Origin of the sequence: Arthrobacter sp. 'calajunan' (genome assembly GCF_046940185.1) — a bacterium.
Classification (GTDB): domain Bacteria; phylum Actinomycetota; class Actinomycetes; order Actinomycetales; family Micrococcaceae; genus Glutamicibacter; species Glutamicibacter soli.
In genome coordinates this window covers 69,478-87,965 of record NZ_JBKZDY010000005.1, presented here as the reverse complement: position 1 = coordinate 87,965, position 18,488 = coordinate 69,478, and the positions used below count along the sequence as shown (strand labels likewise).

Annotated in this window: 20 protein-coding genes and 1 riboswitch; of the genes, 12 read left to right on the top strand and 8 right to left on the bottom strand. The window is 65.4% G+C overall.

Annotated elements, in window-relative coordinates; all coding sequences use genetic code 11:
- Positions 1-189: 189 nt before the first annotated feature.
- A riboswitch (TPP riboswitch) is annotated at positions 190-294 on the top strand.
- From thiO to RF641_RS09490, 7 genes are all read left to right on the top strand, one after another.
- Positions 282-1,478 (top strand): glycine oxidase ThiO, encoded by a 1,197-nt coding sequence (gene thiO, locus RF641_RS09520; protein WP_368733661.1) that lies wholly within the window; start codon positions 282-284, stop codon positions 1,476-1,478. (Overlaps the previous riboswitch by 13 nt.)
- A complete protein-coding gene (gene thiS / locus RF641_RS09515; RefSeq protein WP_424573054.1) occupies positions 1,475-1,717 on the top strand; it encodes a sulfur carrier protein ThiS in 243 nt (80 codons plus the stop codon). Before thiO ends, thiS begins: the two co-directional genes overlap by 4 nt.
- Before the next feature lie 61 nt (positions 1,718-1,778).
- The gene (locus RF641_RS09510) at positions 1,779-2,576 is read left to right on the top strand and encodes a thiazole synthase (protein WP_047120814.1); all 798 of its coding nucleotides are present in this window, start codon (positions 1,779-1,781) and stop codon (positions 2,574-2,576) included.
- Positions 2,573-3,733 carry a ThiF family adenylyltransferase gene (locus tag RF641_RS09505; RefSeq protein WP_424573053.1) on the top strand — a complete coding sequence of 387 codons (1,161 nt, stop codon included), beginning with the start codon at positions 2,573-2,575 and terminating at the stop codon, positions 3,731-3,733. Before RF641_RS09510 ends, RF641_RS09505 begins: the two co-directional genes overlap by 4 nt.
- Before the next feature lie 36 nt (positions 3,734-3,769).
- Positions 3,770-4,306: a GNAT family N-acetyltransferase gene (locus tag RF641_RS09500; RefSeq protein ID WP_424573052.1), complete on the top strand. Its 537-nt coding sequence runs from the start codon at positions 3,770-3,772 to the stop codon at positions 4,304-4,306.
- A 154-nt stretch (positions 4,307-4,460) separates the two neighbouring features.
- The gene (typA, locus tag RF641_RS09495; RefSeq protein WP_047119578.1) at positions 4,461-6,368 is read left to right on the top strand and encodes a translational GTPase TypA; all 1,908 of its coding nucleotides are present in this window, start codon (positions 4,461-4,463) and stop codon (positions 6,366-6,368) included.
- Entirely contained in the window at positions 6,349-6,783 is a 435-nt protein-coding gene (locus tag RF641_RS09490) for a hypothetical protein (protein WP_113606502.1), read from the top strand. Before typA ends, RF641_RS09490 begins: the two co-directional genes overlap by 20 nt.
- Before the next feature lie 61 nt (positions 6,784-6,844).
- Here RF641_RS09490 and RF641_RS09485 read toward each other — a convergent pair whose 3' ends face one another.
- The 3 genes from RF641_RS09485 to RF641_RS09475 form a co-directional block, all read right to left on the bottom strand.
- Positions 6,845-7,354 carry a helix-turn-helix domain-containing protein gene (locus RF641_RS09485; protein WP_053798461.1) on the bottom strand — a complete coding sequence of 170 codons (510 nt, stop codon included), beginning with the start codon at positions 7,352-7,354 and terminating at the stop codon, positions 6,845-6,847.
- A gap of 77 nt (positions 7,355-7,431) precedes the next feature.
- The gene (locus tag RF641_RS09480) at positions 7,432-8,706 is read right to left on the bottom strand and encodes a nucleotide disphospho-sugar-binding domain-containing protein (RefSeq protein WP_424573051.1); all 1,275 of its coding nucleotides are present in this window, start codon (positions 8,704-8,706) and stop codon (positions 7,432-7,434) included.
- Positions 8,707-8,808: 102 nt separating this feature from the next.
- Positions 8,809-9,057 (bottom strand): putative acetyltransferase, encoded by a 249-nt coding sequence (locus RF641_RS09475; RefSeq protein ID WP_047119574.1) that lies wholly within the window; start codon positions 9,055-9,057, stop codon positions 8,809-8,811.
- 211 nt (positions 9,058-9,268) lie between these two features.
- Between RF641_RS09475 and fdxA the strand changes: the two genes are divergently transcribed.
- From fdxA to RF641_RS09455, 4 genes are all read left to right on the top strand, one after another.
- Positions 9,269-9,592 (top strand): ferredoxin, encoded by a 324-nt coding sequence (gene fdxA / locus RF641_RS09470; RefSeq protein ID WP_047119573.1) that lies wholly within the window; start codon positions 9,269-9,271, stop codon positions 9,590-9,592.
- A gap of 10 nt (positions 9,593-9,602) precedes the next feature.
- On the top strand, positions 9,603-10,718 hold the full coding sequence (gene dapC, locus RF641_RS09465) for a succinyldiaminopimelate transaminase (protein ID WP_424573050.1): 1,116 nt from the start codon (positions 9,603-9,605) through the stop codon (positions 10,716-10,718).
- A 98-nt stretch (positions 10,719-10,816) separates the two neighbouring features.
- Entirely contained in the window at positions 10,817-12,097 is a 1,281-nt protein-coding gene (locus RF641_RS09460) for a citrate synthase (protein ID WP_047119571.1), read from the top strand.
- Between the two features lie 205 nt (positions 12,098-12,302).
- Entirely contained in the window at positions 12,303-12,854 is a 552-nt protein-coding gene (locus RF641_RS09455; RefSeq protein ID WP_047119570.1) for a hypothetical protein, read from the top strand.
- Positions 12,855-12,935: 81 nt separating this feature from the next.
- On the opposite strand, the gene dapD is transcribed toward RF641_RS09455, so the two are convergent.
- Complete coding sequence (gene dapD / locus RF641_RS09450) at positions 12,936-13,892, bottom strand: 2,3,4,5-tetrahydropyridine-2,6-dicarboxylate N-succinyltransferase (RefSeq protein WP_047119569.1); 957 nt, start codon at positions 13,890-13,892, stop codon at positions 12,936-12,938.
- Positions 13,893-13,965: 73 nt separating this feature from the next.
- Here dapD and dapE point away from each other — a divergent pair, with 73 nt between their 5' ends.
- On the top strand, positions 13,966-15,051 hold the full coding sequence (gene dapE, locus RF641_RS09445; protein WP_424573049.1) for a succinyl-diaminopimelate desuccinylase: 1,086 nt from the start codon (positions 13,966-13,968) through the stop codon (positions 15,049-15,051).
- A 75-nt stretch (positions 15,052-15,126) separates the two neighbouring features.
- Here dapE and RF641_RS09440 read toward each other — a convergent pair whose 3' ends face one another.
- The 4 genes from RF641_RS09440 to RF641_RS09425 form a co-directional block, all read right to left on the bottom strand.
- Entirely contained in the window at positions 15,127-15,954 is an 828-nt protein-coding gene (locus RF641_RS09440; protein ID WP_053798457.1) for an amino acid ABC transporter permease, read from the bottom strand.
- The gene (locus RF641_RS09435) at positions 15,951-16,631 is read right to left on the bottom strand and encodes an amino acid ABC transporter permease (protein ID WP_047119566.1); all 681 of its coding nucleotides are present in this window, start codon (positions 16,629-16,631) and stop codon (positions 15,951-15,953) included. Before RF641_RS09435 ends, RF641_RS09440 begins: the two co-directional genes overlap by 4 nt.
- Positions 16,632-16,733: 102 nt before the next feature.
- Positions 16,734-17,564, bottom strand: a complete 831-nt coding sequence (locus RF641_RS09430) for a glutamate ABC transporter substrate-binding protein (protein WP_047119565.1) — start codon at positions 17,562-17,564, stop codon at positions 16,734-16,736.
- A 29-nt stretch (positions 17,565-17,593) separates the two neighbouring features.
- Entirely contained in the window at positions 17,594-18,367 is a 774-nt protein-coding gene (locus RF641_RS09425) for an amino acid ABC transporter ATP-binding protein (RefSeq protein ID WP_053798456.1), read from the bottom strand.
- Positions 18,368-18,488 lie beyond the last annotated feature (121 nt).

The window sequence follows — 18,488 nt, the reverse complement described above, 5'->3', positions numbered from 1 at the left end:
GGCGCCTTCACGCCACGCTTCCCTACGGGCCGGGGCGCGGGCAAATGAATTCATGGATCTTTGAGGATTTACCCATCCGGCACCTTGGAACGACGCGCCCAGGACCCCCGGACCGCCGCCGCCGCGCGCAAAGATGACGCGCCCGCGGCGCACAGTTGGCATTTGTGGTGCAGCTCATGCCTATAATCGCTTCAACTCCGCGGGAGCCTGAACCGACCAGGCTGAGAGGGCACCGAGCCGACCGCTACACCTGATGCGGGTCATGCCGCCGTAGGAAGGAAGTGCCTTCGTTGCACGTTGCCATCATCGGGGCCGGGATCATCGGCCTGTCCACCGCCTTCGAACTGCGTTGGCGCGGCTGCGAAGTCACCGTCATCGACCCCGACCCCGGGCAGGGGGCCAGCCGCGCCGCCGCCGGCATGCTCGCCCCGGCCGCCGAAACCACCTGGGGCCACGGAATCCTGCATGAACTGCTCGGCGCCTCGAACCAGGCCTACCCGGATTTCGTGCAGCGCATCGAGCAGGCCACCGGACGGCGCCCGGACTACCTGGAGAATGCGACCCTGGTGGTCGCCGCCGAACCGGCCGACCGCGACGCCCTGCACGAGCTGGTGCAGCTGCAGACGTCCCTGGGCTTCAGCGCGCAGACCCTGCTGCCCAGCGCCGCCCGCCGGCTGGAACCGGCGCTGGCCAGCAACATCGCCGGCGCGGTGCGCTGCGCCGGGGACCACCAGATCGACCCGCGCTCCGTGGTGGCGATCCTGGCCGGGCACCTGGACGCCCAGCTGGTCCGCGAACCGGCCGTCGAGCTGCTGCAGCGTGCCGGGACCACCCACGCGGTGCGCACCGGCAGCGGCCGGATCATCGAGGCGGACCAGGTGGTGCTCGCCGCGGGCCTGGGCACCGTAGCCGGGACGCCGGAACTTCCGCTGCGCCCGGTCTACGGGGACATCTTCCGGCTGCAGGGCCCTGCGGGCCCGCGGCTGCTCACGCACACGGTGCGCGGGATCGTGCATCGCGACCCGGTCTACCTGGTGCCGCGCGCGGACGGCTCGCTGGTGCTGGGCGCCAGCAGCCGCGAGGACGGCAACGAGGCGGTCAACATCGGGCAGATGCACAAGCTGCTGGACAACGCCCGCCGCCTGGTGCCCGGGATCGTCGACTGCTCGCTGAACGAGGTCATCGCCCGCGCCAGGCCCGGCACTCCCGACGACCGGCCGCTGATCGGGCGGCTGGATGACGGAATGGTGCTCTCCACCGGCTATTCCCGCCACGGGGTGCTGCTCACCCCGTTCGGCTCCTCGCTGACCGCGGACCTGGTCCTGGGCCAGCCGCCGCACGCGGAGCACGCCCGGGCCGTGGACCCCGCGCGCTTCAGCGGCGGGAGTGCGCCGGACCCGGCAGGACTTTCCCGAGCTGAAACTTCCCGAACCGACCCTTCACGACTTGCACCGACCCGAATGGAGCTGCACCGATGACCATCGACATCACGCTGAACTCAACCCCCACCACGATCCAGCAGGGTTCCACCCTGCGCGATCTGGTCTCCGCGCACCTGGGCCGCGAACTTGACGAACAGGGCCAGGCCGCCGACGGCACCAAGCTGGGCCTGGCCGTCGCCGTGAACGGCGCGGTGGTCCCGCGCAGCGCCTGGGCGCAGCGGGAATTGGCCGCCGGCCACACCGTCGAACTCGTCACCGCCGCCCAGGGAGGCTGAACCAGTGCAGAGCAGCACGCAGAACACCACTGAAACCACCACCGCCGCGGACCTCACCGAGCTGGATGCCGTCAACGACGCCTTCGAAGTGGCAGGGCGCAGCTTCGGCTCCCGGCTGATCCTGGGCACCGGCGGGGCCACCTCGCTGAGCACCCTGGAGCAGGCGCTCGCGCTCTCTGGCACCGAATTGACCACGGTGTCCATCCGGCACTACTCGGCCGGCGGCTCGGCCAGCGTGTACGAGCTGCTGCAGCGCCACGGCATCGCCGCGCTGCCGAATACCGCTGGCTGCTTCACCGCCCGCGACGCGATCCTCACCGCCCATCTGGCGCGCGAGGCGCTGGAAACGAACTGGGTGAAGCTGGAGGTGATCGCCGACGAGCACACCCTGCTGCCCGACCCGCTGGAGCTGTTCGCCGCCGCCGAGCAGCTGGTCGCCGACGGCTTCGAGGTCTTCGCCTACACCAACGACGACCCTGCGCTGGCCGCCCGGCTGCAGGACGCCGGGGTCGCGGCGGTCATGCCGGCCGGGGCGCCCATCGGCTCCGGGCTGGGCATCCTGAACCCGCACAACATCGCCACCATCGTCTCCCGCGCCACCGTCCCGGTGATCCTGGATGCCGGGGTGGGTACCGCTTCCGACGCCGCGAAGGCGATGGAGCTGGGCTGCGACGCGGTGCTGCTGGCCAGCGCCGTGACCCGCGCCCACAACGCCCCGCTGATGGCCGCCGCGATGCGCGACGCCGTGCGCGCCGGACGCGCCGCCCGGCTGGCGGGGCGCATCCCGGTGCGCGACACCGCGCTGGCCTCCTCCCCGGGCGAGGGAATGATGCAGGCGCTGATCGGGGACTTCTCGTGAGCGGCCGCGCACCGCTGGTCGCACCGCGCACCGCGCTGGACCTTGCCCAGCTGGCCCGCTATTCCCGGCACCTGACCCTGCCCGGGGTCGGGGAGGAAGGCCAGCGCCGCATCGCCGCCGCGCGCGTGCTGGTCATCGGCGCCGGGGGACTGGGCAGCCCGATCTCCAGCTACCTGATCGCCGCCGGCGTGGGCACGCTGGCGGTCATGGACGACGACACCGTGGAGCTGTCCAACCTGCAGCGCCAGATCATGCACCGCCAGTCGGACGTCGGGGCGCGCAAGGTCGACTCGGTGCCCCGGCTGGCGGCGCAGCTGAACGACCAGGTCCTGGTGGTTCCCCTGGGGCAGCGGCTGACCCCGGACAACGCGCTGGAGCTGTTCGCCGGCTACGACCTGGTGATCGACGGCAGCGACAACTTCGCCACCCGCTACCTGTCAAACGACGCCGCCGAGCTGACCGGAACCCCGCTGGTGTGGGGCACGCTGTTCCAGTTCTCCGGCCAGGTCTCGGTGTTCGACCCGCGCACCGGGCCGATGCTGCGCGACCTGTTCCCGGAGATCCCGGACGCGGACTCGGTACCCAGCTGCGCCGAGGGCGGCGTGTTCGGCGCCCTGTGCGGGGTGGTCGGCTCGATCATGGCCGTCGAGGCGCTGAAGCTGATCACCGGAACCGGTGAAACCCTCTCCGGCAAGCTCTGGCTCTACGACGCGCTGAGCGCCGGGGTGCGCACCCTGTCCTTCGAACGCGACCCGCGGCGTGCCCGGGTGCGCAAGCTGGAGAACTACGCGCAGGAATCCTGCGCCCTGGCCCCGGCCGTTGGCCAGTTGGGCGCGGCAGAGCTGGAAACCCTGCGAGGCAGCCAAACGGCGCCGGGCCGGGTGCTGGTCATCGACGTGCGCGAGGACTGGGAACGGCAAATCGCCGCCATCACCGGCAGTGTGCACGTGCCGCTGGATCAGGTGCTCTCCCGCGGCTGGGACGCGATCCCCGCCCAGGGCGCCACCCACGTGGTGCTCGCCTGCAAGAGCGGGGCCCGTTCGCTGCGCGCCGCCCAGGCGCTGGGCCCGCAGCCGGCCGGGGCGCAGGTGTTGAACCTGTCCGGCGGCACCCTGGAATGGTACCAGCAGGTGCGCGGCGAGGCGCTGGCCTACTGACGACGCGGGCCAGCGGCCGGCTGGGATACTGGATCCATGGACGTATTGGGCGAACTGGCGTTTCGCGAACTCACCGACGCCGACGAGCAGCAGGCCATCGACGCGCACCACGCGCTGCTGGCCGACGACTTTGAATTCCTGCCCTCCTGGACGGAGAAGGGAAACTGGGCTGACTACGTGTACCGGATGAATGCCGGGCGGCGCGGGGAGCACGTTCCCGAGGGCTGGGTCCGCTCGGCCCTGTTCGTCGCGGTGGACCAGGACGGCTGGCTCCTGGGACGGGTATCGGTGCGCTACGCATTGAACTCCTCCCTGGAGAATCTGGGCGGGCACCTCGGCTACGGGGTGCTGCCCGAGGCGCGCCGGCAGGGAGTCGCCGGGGCGCTGTGCCGTTTCGGGCTGGACGAGCTGCTCGCGGCCGGGGTCCAGAGGGCGCTGATCACCTGCGCCGCCGGCAACGCCGGATCGCGCGCCACCATCCTGCGCTGCGGGGGAGTTCCCGACGCGCAACGCCCTCAAGTCGTTGACGGGGACGGAACCGCCCAGCTGCGATTCTGGGTGCCGACCGCCTGAACCCGCGGGTTCACCCGGATGTTGCGTACTTTTTTCTGTATGTTTTGACACACCTCGCCGGTTGGCTTGCCATGAGAGCGTAGAATAAATAGCTGGGTCGACTTTGGCCCCGACTCCATTGACCCTTAACTCGAGCAGAAGTGAGCCTTCACGCATGTCAGATAACATCACGAGCCGCGAAGAACTGCGCAACGTAGCAATCGTTGCGCACGTCGACCACGGCAAGACCACCATGGTCAACGCAATGCTTCAGCAGACCGGCGCTTTCGACAGCCACGGTGAAACCGAAGACCGCGTGATGGACTCGGGCGAGCTGGAGCGCGAAAAGGGCATCACCATCCTCGCCAAGAACACCACCGTGTTCTACAGCGGCCCGGCCGCCAACGGCAAGCAGATGACCATGAACATCATCGACACCCCGGGCCACGCCGACTTCGGCGGCGAGGTCGAGCGCGGCCTGTCCATGGTTGACGGCGTGGTGCTGCTGGTTGACGCTTCCGAGGGCCCGCTGCCGCAGACCCGCTTCGTGCTGCGCAAGGCCCTGGCCGCAAACCTTCCGGTGATCATCGTGGTCAACAAGACCGACCGCCCGGATGCCCGCATCGACGGCGTCATCTCCGACTCCATGGACCTGCTGCTGGGCCTGGCCTCCGACCTGGCCGACGAAGCACCTGACCTGGACCTGGACGCCATCTTGAACGTCCCAGTCGTCTTCGCCTCGGGCAAGGCCGGCTACGCCTCGATGAACCAGCCAGCCGACGGCTCGCTGCCGGACAACGAGGACCTCGAGCCATTGTTCGAGACCATCATCAAGCACGTTCCTGCCCCGACCTACACCGAGGGCGAAGTGCTGCAGGCCCACGTGACCAACCTGGACGCCTCGCCGTTCCTCGGCCGCCTGGCACTGCTGCGCATCTTCAACGGCACCCTGCGCAAGGGCCAGCAGGTTGCCTGGGCCCGCCAGGACGGCACCCAGAAGCAGGTCAAGATCACCGAGCTGCTGGCCACCAAGGGCCTGACCCGCGTTCCAGCCGAATCGGCCGGCCCGGGCGAGATCGTCGCAGTCGCCGGCATCGAGGACATCATGATCGGCGAGACCCTCACCGATCTGGAGAACCCGAAGCCGCTGCCGCTGATCACCGTCGACCCGCCGGCAATCTCCATGACCATCGGTATCAACACCTCGCCGCTGGCCGGCAAGGTCAAGGGCGCCAAGGTCACCGCACGCCAGGTCAAGGACCGCCTCGACAAGGAACTGATCGGCAACGTATCGCTGAACATCCTGCCGACCGAGCGTCCGGATGCCTGGGAAGTCCAGGGCCGTGGCGAACTGGCCCTGGCCATCCTCGTGGAGCAGATGCGCCGCGAAGGCTTCGAGCTGACCGTGGGCAAGCCGCAGGTTGTCACCAAGATGATCGACGGCAAGGTCCACGAGCCGATGGAGCACATGACCATCGACGTGCCGGAAGAGTACCTGGGCGCCATCACCCAGCTGATGGCTTCGCGCAAGGGCCGCATGACCAACATGGCCAACCACGGCACCGGCTGGGTCCGCATGGAATTCATGGTTCCAGCCCGCGGCCTGATCGGCTTCCGCACCCGCTTCATGACCGAAACCCGCGGCGCAGGCATCGCCTCCTCCCTGGCCGAAGGCTATGAGCCATGGGCAGGCCCGATCGAGTACCGCATCAACGGCTCGATCGTCGCCGACCGCGCCGGCGTGGTGACTCCGTTCGCCATGATCAACCTGCAGGAGCGCATGAGCTTCTTCGTGAAGCCGACCGAAGAGGTCTACGAGGGCATGATCGTGGGCGAGAACTCGCGCGCCGATGACATGGACGTGAACATCACCAAGGAAAAGAAGCTCACCAACATGCGTGCGGCTTCCTCGGACTCGTTCGAGAACCTGACCCCGCCGCAGACCCTGACCCTTGAAGAGTCGCTCGAATTCGCCCGCGAAGACGAGTGCGTCGAGGTCACCCCGGAGGCCATCCGCATCCGCAAGGTGCTGCTGAACGCGAACGATCGCGCCAAGGCATCCCGTGCCCGCGCTCGCGCCTAGCAAGCGACCTGCCACTGGCGGCAGCCTCGGCGCGCTGTGGCGCGCGGTGGTTGCCGCCCTCGCGGCCGGCTTGTTCGGCACCGGCATCCACGCCTCGCTGTTCTACGCGGGCGACACCCCGATCATCTGGGGTGTCGGCCTGGCCTGGCTGCTGCTGGGGCTGCTGGTCTACTGGGCCGTCGTGGCCTCGGGCAAGATGTGGGCCGGAGCGGTGGCATTCATCGGCTGCTATGTCACGGTGGGAGTGATCTCCTACGTCGGCAACGACCAGATGCTGCTCAGCGCGGGATACTTCAAGTTCCTGCCGGGCCCGACGCTCGCGTCGCTGCTGTGGATGTACGGCATGGTCATCCCTGCGGTCATCGCCCTGATGAGCGCGCTGCGGGTGCTGCGCAAAGCCAACCGCAAGGCATAGAAAAATGGTGTTCCTTCCCTCGGGAGGAACACCATTTTTCTTTTTGGCGGCTAATCCGCGTCTAATTCTCGGTGCGGCTGTTGCCCGTCAGATCCAGGTGATGGGCCAGGAAGAGCGAGGTGGGCACACCGTCTTCTTCTGGCTCGCGCATCGCGTAGTCCTCGATGACCGCGCGCAGCCGGGCCATCATTTCCTTCTGAGACTTCTCGCCGAGCTTCAGCCCCACGCGGACCACCTGCATCTCCTGCGGGGTCAGGCCGTTGATTTCCTGCAGGAACGTATCCACCAGCAGCGGGGCCGCGTCCGGGATGCGGGTGCCCCAGGAAAGCTTGGTGCTGCGGTAGGGGACTTCCTTGGCGCCGCGGTTGCCCTTGCGCGGCTCCTCGGCTTCCAGGAAGCCGTTGCTCACCAGCGTGCGCACATGGTGCAGCGAGGTCGCCGGATTCAGTTCGAGGAGGTCCGCGATTTCCTTGTTGGTCCGCGACTCGTGCAGGCACAGGCGCAGGATCCGCAGTCTCAGCGGGGAACTGAGCGCGCGTGCACGGGCCTGGACAAGCTCATCGGTTGGCATGATGCCAGCATACGCGAAAACCGCTCAGTGATTGGCAGTTTCAAATCACATGTCGCGCAGCGGGCCAAGCCTGCGGCCTACGGTACCCGCGGGGATGCGCCCGGCGCGAGCGACTCGATCAGCCCTGCGGCCCTCGGCGCCCCGCCCAGCCGATGCAGCTGGTCGCCCACGGCGGCGGTCCTGGTCCGGAAGCCTGGTTCGGCGAGAATCGAGCGCACCACCCTCAGGATCTTCCGCGGCGTGGGAGTTCCGGTGCGCAAGTCGAGACCCAGGCCAGCACAGGCGACGCGGGCTGCGACCTCGGGCTTGTCCAGGGTGCCGCCGGCCACCACCATCGGCACGCCCGCGGCGGCCATCTGCAGCACCCCGCCCCACCCGCCGTTGGTGACGGCGCAGGATGCCAGCGGCAGCAGGTCACCGAACGGCAGGAACTCGTGGACCCGGGCGTTCGGCGGGATCCGCTGCACGCTCCGGCCCGCCGAACTGGCCACCACCAGCAGGTCCTCGTCCCGCAGCGCGTCCAGGGCCGGTTGCAGCAGCTCTTGCGGGTCGGTGTTCAGCGTCCCCTGGGCCACCAGCACCACGGGCCCCTTGAAGGACCGGACTTCCCGCAGCCAGTCCGGCTCGGGGCCGGCGTAAACTATCGGCCGGGCCAGCAGCCCCGCGTAGTGCACGTACCCGGGAAGATCCGGGCGGGGGAAGTCGATGCCGGGCGCTCCATGGGCGATCGTCAGCTGCGTGGAGAATCCTGCCTGTTCGAACAGCTGGCGCTCCGGCAGCCCGGCTTGCTTGCGCACTTCGGCCAGGGCGGCGTCCAACGGGCGCATCACCCGGCGGGTGACCCGGCGCACGAGCGCATCCCTGGCATGGCCAAGGGCTCCGGGCAACGGCTGCAAGCCCAACCCCGACGGCGGCAGGTTCCGGCTGGGCAGCGACAGGGGAAGCACCGAGAGGCTGGCCCACGGCAGGGACTGGAGTTCCGCCAGCATTCCGGCGCCCAGCATCATCTGCTCGCTGACCAGGATGTCGAAGGGGCTCGCGGCGTGGGCCCGTCGCAGATCGTCGAGCTGGCCAGGGGCATTGCCGATGAACACGTGCTCCAGATTGGCGAACACCGCTCTGCGGCCGGTGGATGGCAGCTGGGGAAAGGACGCGGCGAGGTTGCGCTCGTCGTAGTCGGTGGCCGACTGCCAGGGCAGGATGCGGCAGCCCAGCGCTTCGAAGTCCCGGGCGTAGCGCCGTCCGGTATAGGCGGTGACCCGGTGCCCGCGCAGGAGCAGCGCCTCGGCTACTGCGAGGGCGGGGCGGACATGTCCGGCGAACGGCGAGGACGCCACGAGGATATGCGCCATGCTCTGCTTTCGGCCTCCGGATCCTGGATGGCGGCAAGGAGCTGGAGGCGCTGCGCCGGGCTCCCGCTGGAATCACAGGGTACCGCGGAGCTCGGAGGGTTGCTAGGCTCCGGGAGTCCTGGGCGAGCGGCTGCGCCGCACCGGAGCCGGCGGAATGCGCTTGGCGTGCGTGATGGCTGAACGCCGCACAGCGACCGGGCCACTGCGGGTCTGCAGGACGATCTGGGTGTCGGAGACCTGCAGGACCGTTCCCAAGGCGTCGGTCAGCGACTCTCCCGCATCGGTCTGCGTTGCGAGCCGGTAGCGCAGCACAATGCGATCGTCGGTGGTCAACTCGTTGAAATTCAGCATTTTGGAGTCACGATCCGTAAAAAGAATTCATCTACCGCGATGCTAGCCGAAATGTGAATCGTCGGTTACGTCACAGGTGAACGAGGGGGTCTTGGTTGTCTTGGCAACAGGACTAGACTGTAGTTTGAGCTTGTCCCGGATTCAATGAGCATCTTGTGATCCAACAGGCTTTTGTTGAAACCACTTTGTGCAAGGAAAGGTCGCAGCTCCCGTGACTTACATCATCGCTCAGCCGTGCGTCGACGTTAAAGACAAGGCGTGCGTCGAAGAATGCCCGGTTGATTGCATTTACGAAGGCGACCGTTCGCTTTACATCCACCCGGACGAATGCGTGGACTGCGGCGCCTGCGAGCCGGTGTGCCCGGTGGAGGCCATCTACTACGAAGACGACGTGCCGGACGAGTGGGCCGACTATTACAAGGCAAACGTCGAATTTTTCGACGAGCTTGGCTCGCCGGGCGGCGCCGCTAAGATTGGAAACACCGGCACCGATCACCCGCTGATCGGCGCCTTGCCACCACAGAACCAAGGCTAGGTTTCGCTTCATGCTTCAGCTCCCCGATTACCCCTGGAACCAGCTCGCGCCATACCGCGAGCTGGCGGCGCAACACCCAGGCGGGGTCGTGGATCTGTCCATCGGCACGCCGATCGACGACACGCCGCAGATCATCCAGGACGCGCTGGCCTCGGCCGCGAATTCCCACGGCTACCCGACGACCCACGGAACCACCGAAGTCCGCCAGGCGATTGTCGACTGGTTCGCCCGCCGCCGCAACGTGACCGGGCTGGGACTGGACGACGTGATGCCCACCGTGGGCTCCAAGGAAATGGTGGCCTGGCTGCCGTTGTTCCTAGGCCTCGGGGCCGGCGACATCGTGGTGCGTCCGAAGATCGCGTACCCGACCTACGACATCGGCGCGCAGCTGGTGGGCGCCACCCCCGTCGCGACCGACGACCTGTCTGAACTGACCGACGAGCAGCTGGCCAAGGTCAAGCTCATCTGGGTGAACTCCCCGGGCAACCCGACCGGTAAGGTCCGCGATGTGCAGGATTTGGCCGACATCGTCCGGCAGGCCCGCGAGCTGGGCGCCGTGGTGGCCTCGGACGAATGCTACGCCGAACTGGGCTGGGACGACGTCCGCGGCCAGGTGCCGAGCATCCTTGACCCTCGCGTCAATGGGGGAAACCTCGATAACCTGTTCGCCCTGTACTCGCTGTCCAAGCAGTCGAATCTTGCCGGCTACCGCGCGGCCTTCATCGCCGGTGCGCCGAATCTCATGCCTGAGCTGGTCAACAGCCGCAAGCATACCGGGATGATCGTCCCGGGCCCGATCCAGCACGCAATGGTCGTCGCCCTGGGCGATGAAGAGCATGTCAGGGTGCAATACGATATCTATCGGGCGCGCCGCGAAGCGCTGGCGCCGGCGCTGCGGAACTTCGGACTGCAGATTGATGATTCGGTCGCCGGCCTGTACCTCTGGTGCACCGAGCAACGGCCAAGCTTCGAAACCATCCAGCGCCTGGCTGAGTTGGGAATTGTCGCAGGTCCCGGTGTTTTCTACGGCACCGCCGGCGAGCAGCACGTACGCGTCGCACTGACGGCCAGCGATGAGAGGATCGCCGCTGCCGTTGAGCGCTTGAATTCTTCCGTCAACCGCTGAACATGACACCCTGATTAGCGCCATGGGGACATATCACGGTATGTTCTAGGATGACGACTGACCTTTCGGAACTACACGCTTTCCGGTTAGGAGATGCAATGACAGACACGACGTCTGCACAGCTACAATTCAACGGGTCCAATCTCGAACTGCCGGTTATCCCGGCTACCGAGGGCAACAATGGATTCAACGTAGCACCACTTTTGAAGACCACCGGTAACGTCACTTACGACCCTGGCTTCATGAACACCGCGGCTACCAAGTCCGCAATTACTTACATCGATGGCGATGCCGGCATCCTGCGTTACCGCGGATACCCGATCGAGCAGCTGGCAGAGCACTCCAGCTTCACCGAGGTCTCCTACCTGCTGATCAACGGTGAACTGCCGACCCCTGAGCAGCTGGCAAACTTCGATGGCAGCCTGCGCCGCCACACCCTGCTGCATGAAGAGCTCAAGGGCTTCTTCGGCGGCTTCCCGCGCGATGCACACCCGATGCCGGTGCTGTCCTCGGCCGTTTCGGCCCTGTCGACCTGGTACCAGGATTCGCTGGACCCATCAGACAACGAACAGGTTGAGCGTTCGACCCTGCGCCTGCTGGCCAAGCTGCCGGTGCTGGCGGCCTACGCCCACAAGAAGTCCATCGGTCAGGCTCTGCTGTACCCGGACAACTCGATGAACATGGTCGAGAACTTCCTGCGCCTGTGCTTCGGCACCGCCGCCGAGCCATACGAGCTGGATCCGGAAATGGTCAAGGCACTTGACCTGCTGCTGATCCTGCACGCAGACCACGAGCAGAACTGCTCTACCTCCACCGTTCGCCTGGTCGGCTCCTCGGACGCCAACCTGTTCGCTTCGGTGTCCGCAGGCATCCACGCCCTGTCCGGCCCCGCCCACGGCGGCGCCAATGAGGCAGTGCTGCGCATGCTGCGCGACATCAAGGCCCAGGGCATCGCTCCTGAGACCTTCATGGAGAAGGTCAAGAACAAGGAAGACGGCGTCCGCCTGATGGGCTTCGGCCACCGCGTGTACAAGAACTACGATCCGCGCGCGAAGATCATCAAGCAGACCGCCCACGACCTGCTGGCCAAGCAGGGCAACAACGAGCTGCTCGATATCGCGATGAGCCTTGAAGAGAAGGCACTGAACGACGATTACTTCATCTCGCGCAAGCTCTACCCGAACGTGGACTTCTACACCGGGTTGATCTACACCGCGATGGGCTTCCCGGAGAAGATGTTCACCGTGCTGTTCGCCATCGGCCGCCTGCCGGGCTGGATTGCCCAGTGGCGCGAAATGATCAGCGATCCGGAAACCAAGATCGGCCGTCCGCGCCAGCTGTATATGGGCGAAACCGCCCGCAACTACCCGGGCGTCTAAGACCGCCAGGTAGCCTGTACCCAGCCGTTGGGCCGGGACTCCATCCGCAATGGGGTCCCGGCCCAACGCTGTTTTAACCCCGGAATCAGGCGTATTGTGTCGTTATGGGGATGCTTTCGACACGTCGGCATGTCAGGTGGTTTGGATGTATTTTCGTCGTGGTAATAACTGGTCGCTGAGCATATATACAGATCCTCATCTGCTGATGGCCCTGTATCTGCGGGAGCTGGCAGGCGTGAATCCCGCCGAGGTAGGTCCGAACTGCAGACTCGAACCGGACGTGAAGGAACGCACCGGTTCGCATTCAGAGCATGGGCAGATCAAGCAGGAATGGAGCTCATGGTGGGATTCGCTGACAACTCGCGATACCTCCCCGCAAACTCCGGTCCAGGTTCCTGATAATCTCTTGGAGTGGCTTGAGGTCAACGGGTATCCCGAGCTAGCCCGGCTGGCCCGGCCGCACTACGGCCAGGCAACGTTGTTCGCCCACCAGCATGCCGAAGACTTCGAGCGGCGCAGCCAGGACTACATCCCGGACCGCATGGACGAAATTGAACAGCTGCTGATCGAACGGGGCATCGAGCATGCGCCGGTTGCGGAAGAAAAGCAGATCAACGTGATTGAGGTGCCCCTGAAGGAGCCGAGGGCCTGGCTGACCGGAGGATCCACGATCCTGGCCAGTTCGGCGCTCCTGCGCGACTCAACGGCATTCCAGGGTTTTCTCCAGCCCATGGTCACCATCATCTTTCCGATTTAGCGGAATGCGCTGCAGGAGAAAAGAGGCCGGAGAACCCGCATGGTGGGGTTTTCCGGCCTCGATATTCGGTGCAGCGCCAGCCTAGTTGGCGTGCAGCGCGTCGTTCAGCTCCACAGTCTGGCCTGCGCGCGGCAGGGCCTCGACGGCTCCGGAAATCGAGTTGCGGCGGAAGAGCAGATTCGGCACGCCGGAAAGCTCCAGGGCCTTGACGGTTTTCCCGCCGAGGGCGATACGGGTGCCGGCGGTGACGTACAGGCCGGCCTCCACTACCGAGTCGTCGCCGATGGAAATACCCACGCCTGCATTGGCTCCGAGCAGCACACGTTCGCCGATGACGATGCGCTCCTTGCCGCCGCCGGAGAGTGTGCCCATGATGGACGCGCCGCCGCCCACGTCCGAGCCGTCGCCCACGACGACCGAGGCGGAAATGCGGCCCTCGACCATGGAAGCGCCCAGGGTTCCGGCATTGAAGTTCACGAAGCCCTCGTGCATCACGGTGGTGCCCGCGGCCAGATGCGCGCCGAGGCGGACGCGGTCAGCGTCGGCGATGCGCACACCCGATGGCATGACGTAGTCGACCATGCGTGGGAACTTGTCCACGCCGTACACGTCGACGTTGCCGCGGCTGCGCAGCTTCAGCCGGGTCATTTCGAAGTTCTCGACCTGGCACGGGCCGAAGTTGGTCCACGCCACGTTGGCCAGGTGGCCGAAGATGCCGTCCAGGTTGATGGTGTTCGGCTGCACCAAACGGTGCGAAAGCAGGTGTAGGCGCAGCCACACATCGGCGGTATCCGCCGGGGCGACGTCCAGGTTGATGGTCAGGGACACGACCTTCTGCGTGGTGCCGCGGGCGGCATCGTCGGCCGCGGCGGCGGCCAGTTCGCCGGCGAGCTGTTCTGCTGCTGCGAGTTCACCGAGCGTAGGTGCCGGGTACCACACGTCCAGGACGGTGCCGTCGGCGGCGATGGTGGCAAGGCCGTGGCCTGATGCCAATCGTACGGAGGATTCGCTGGATGAGGTCACAGGTTCTGAAGTCATACACTGATCGTATCGCTGATGGGAAAGGTAACGTTGTTAGATGACAAGCTAGTGAAGCGATGATTGTAGGACCATGAATACCGTGAACGACCTAGACCTGCGGCAGGACGTTGCAGTGCTGACTGAGCAGCTCATGAACATCAATTCGGTCTCCGGCGATGAGCAGGAACTGGCCGACAAGGTGCACGCCGCGCTGCTGGAATTCGACCACCTCCAGGTGCATCGTGATGGGGACTCGATCGTCGCCCGCACCAACCTGGGCCGCGACCGCCGCGTCGTGTTGGCCGGACACCTGGACACCGTGCCCTTGCCACGCACCGACGGAGCCAGGGGCACCGTCCCGGCGCAGGTGATCGACGGGGTGCTCTACGGGCGGGGCGCCACCGACATGAAGGGCGGGGTCGCAGTGCAGCTGGCGCTGGCCGCCGAGCTCACCGAGCCGAAGCACGACATCACCTACATCTTCTACGACCACGAGGAAGTCGCCGCATCCAAGTCCGGCCTGGGACGCCTGGCCCGCAACAGCCCCCAGCTGCTGGCCGCCGACTTTGCGATACTGCTCGAGCCCACCAACGGCACGGTGGAAGGCGGATGCAACGGCACCAGCCGCTTCGTGATCCGCACCCACGGCACCGCCGCGCATTCGGCCCGCGCCTGGATGGGGCACAACGCGATCCACGATGCCTCTCAGGTGCTGCGCCGGCTGGCCGAGTATCAGCCGCAGACCATCAACGTCGAAGGCCTGGAATTCCGCGAGGGCATGAACGCGGTGCGCATCGCCGGGGGAGTGGCCGGCAATGTGATCCCGGACCACTGCGAGGTGGAGGTGAACTACCGCTTCGCCCCGGACAAGACCCTGGAGCAGGCCGAAGCCGTGGTGCTGGAGCTGTTCGACGGCTTCGACATCGAACGCACCGACGGCTCCAACGGCGCCCGCCCGGGCCTGGACCAACAGATCGCCGCCGAGCTGATCTCCATCCTGGGCCAGGAGCCCAAGCCGAAGTACGGCTGGACCGATGTCGCCCGCTTCTCCGCCCTCGGCGTTCCCGCGGTGAACTTCGGCCCCGGGGATGCGCTGCTGGCGCACTCGGACGATGAACACGTGCCGCAGCAGGCGATCCGGGACTGCCTGTCCTCGCTGCGCTCTTGGCTCGGCTAGGCGCGAAGATTAAAGACCTCGGGTCACGTTCCGCAAGGGAACGCGACCCGAGGTCTTTGTGCTGTCGGCGAGGAATCAGAGCTGGCCACGCGAGCTGAGCCGCGAGGACACCACGGAAGCCAGCTTGGACAGGGCGAAGTTCAGGATGATGAAGATCGCCGCAACGATGACCAGCGACTGGAACATGTTCGAGTTGCCGGTACCCACCAGCTTGCCGTTGAACAGCAGCTCGTTGAAATTGATGATGTAGCCCAGCGCGGAGTCCTTCAGGATCACGATGAACTGGCTGATCAAGGCCGGCAGCATGGCGGTCAACGCCTGCGGGATCTCGATCAGGCGCAAGCTCTGGCTGCGGGTCAGGCCGATGGCGATGCCCGCCTCGCGCTGCCCCCGCGGCAGCCCATGCACGCCCGAGCGGATCAGCTCGGCAATGACGGAACCGTTGTACAGTGTCAGGCCGATGACCACCGCGTAGAACGGCGAATCCTGCGGTTCCACCCAGCCGGAGCGGGCGAGCATGATCCACAGGAACAGCATCATCAGCAGGACCGGGACCGCACGGAAGAACTCGACGACGATCGTGCTGATCCAGTCGATCACCTTGTTGTGGGACAGGCGCCCCATGCCGAAGATGAAGCCGAAGATCAACGAGGTCACGATGGAGATCGCGGCCGCCTGCAGGGTCTTGAGCAGACCCGGCAGGATGAAGTTGCTCCAGACCCCGCCCTTGAGGAAGACATTCCATTTCTCCGGTGCCAGTTGTCCTGCGGAGTTCAGGCCGAGGACCAGATAGACGAGCAACCCCAGCAGGGCGAGCACACCGAGGATGTTGATCAGCAGGATGCGCCGCTTGGCCTTGGGCCCCGGGGCGTCGAAGAGGACCGACTGCTTTGCCGCGCTCATCGTGCCACCGCCAGCTTCTTGGACAGCCAGGTCACCAGTATGCCGATCGGCACCACGATGACCACGAACATGAGGGCGATGGTCAGGAAGATCAGGATGCCCTGATCGGCCCGGTACTCGATCATGGTCTTCATGAGGCCCGAGATCTCGGCCACGGAGCCTGCCAGGGCGACCGTGGTGTTCTTGATCAATGCGATGAGCACGTTGCCCATGGGAACGATGGCCCCGCGGAATGCCTGCGGGAGAATGACCAGCCGCGCGGCCGGCAGGAAGCCCAAGCCGATGGCGCGGGCGGCTTCGGCCTGGCCCAGCGGAACGGTGTTCACGCCCGAGCGGATGGCTTCGCAGAAGAACGCCGCATGGTAGATGGTCAGGCCGATGATGGCGATCTGGAAGAAGTTGAAATTGAAATCATCGGACAGCTGGAGCTGGAAGACGCCGAACAAGACCAGGACGCCGAAGGTCATGATGATGGTCAGCGGGGTGTTTCGGAAGATGTTTACATAGGCGGTGCCGAATGCTCGCAGGCTGGGGATTGGCGAAATTCGCATGATTGCGAGAATCGTGCCCAGGATTGCGCAGGCAATAAACGCCCAGAAGGTGAGCTGCAGGTTGGCCCAGAAGGACTCCATGATGCGCGCACCGTATTCATCCCAAAGACTCAAATAGCCTTGCACGGCTTGTTCTCCTTGGTAGATGGATGAGCTGGTTGCCTGCGGTGCTGCACCCGGGCTTCGCAGTCCGGTGCAGCACCGCAGGTCGGGGGTCTAGCTAAGAAGTTAGCTGCAGGCTTCGAACTTGGTTGGCGGGTTCAGATCCGAGGCCTTGTAGCCGGTGCCCTCGGTGTTCTTGTCCAAGGCCTTCTGCCACTCGCCGGAATCGATCATCTTCTTGATCGCCGTGTTGATGGACTCGCACTTGTCGTTGGTCTTGTTCAGACCCACGCCGTACGGCTCCTCGGAGAATGGGTTGCCGACAACCTTGAACTTGCCCTTGTTGGCGGAGGTCGCTGCCAGGCCGGCGAGAATGATGTCGTCGGTGGTGATGGCGTCGATGCTGCCGGTCTCCAGCAGGCCCAAGCAGTCTGCGTAACCCTGCTGCTCAACCAAGCTCACACCGGGTACGTCCTTCTTGACGTTCTCGGCCGAGGTCGAGCCGGTGACCGAGCACAGCTTCTTGCCGTTCAGCGAGTCCTTGCCGGTGATCGAGCTGTCATCGGCGCGGACCAGCAGATCCTGGCCGGCGATGAAGTACGGGCCGGCGAACGCGACGCGTTCCTTGCGCTTGTCGTTGATGGTGTAGGTCGCGAAGATCATGTCGACCTGGTTGGTCTCCAGCAGGGTTTCGCGGTTGGCCGACGGGGCCGAGACGAATTCGATCTTGTCTTCCGAGTAGCCCAGCTCGTTGGCCACGTACTTGGCGACATCGACGTCGAAGCCGGTGTAGGAGCTGCCGTCTTGGAAGCCGAGGCCCGGCTGGTCGAACTTAATGCCGATGCGAACCTTGTCGCCGCCTTCGTCGCCGGCGTTGTCAGAGCCGCCGCAGGCGGTCAGGGTCAGAGCCGCGACGGCCGCCATTGCAGCAATTGCGCCAAAACGATTTTTCCGCATTGTTCCTCCTGGTGAGTGGGTGATGAGAGCTAGTGGTTGGTGATGAGCTTGCCGAGGAAGTCCTTGGCTCGCGCACTCTGGGGATTGGTGAAGAATTCTTCCGGGGTGGCCTGTTCGACGATCTGCCCGTCTGCCATGAAAATCACGCGGTCCGCGGCCTTGCGGGCGAAACCCATCTCGTGGGTCACCACCAGCATGGTCATGCCTTCACGGGCGAGCGAGACCATGGTGTCCAGGACCTCGTTGATCATTTCCGGGTCCAGCGCGCTGGTCGGTTCGTCGAACAGCATCACCTTCGGCCGCATGGCCAAGGCGCGCGCGATGGCTACACGCTGTTGCTGGCCGCCGGAGAGCTGAGCCGGCAGCTTGGCTGCCTGGTTGGCGACGCCGACGCGTTCGAGCAGCTGCATGGCCAGCTTGTCCGCCGCGGATTTCTTCATGCCCTTGACCTTGATCGGCCCGAGGGTCACGTTCTCAAGGATGGTCTTGTGCGCGAAGAGGTTGAAGGACTGGAACACCATGCCGACATCGGCCCGCAGCCGGGCCAGCGCCTTGCCTTCTTCGGGAAGCTTCTTCCCGTCGATGGTGATGGTGCCGTCGTCGATCGTCTCCAAACGATTGATGGCGCGGCACAGGGTTGACTTGCCGGAGCCCGAAGGGCCGAGGATCACGACAACCTCGCCCTTCACGACATCCAGGTTGATGTCATTCAAGACGTGCAGCGCACCGAAGTGCTTATTGACCCCAACCAGACGGACAATGGGGCCATCAGAAGAAGCTTGAGCCTGATGATCGCTTTTCATGTTCTCGACATTACTCGATGTGACGCACCCTACGCGACTATTCGTTCAGGTCACACCAAGTTGTTATCAAACTGTTCTTAAATACCGTCCCCAAGGTTGACGTGGAACGCGACACGCAGCA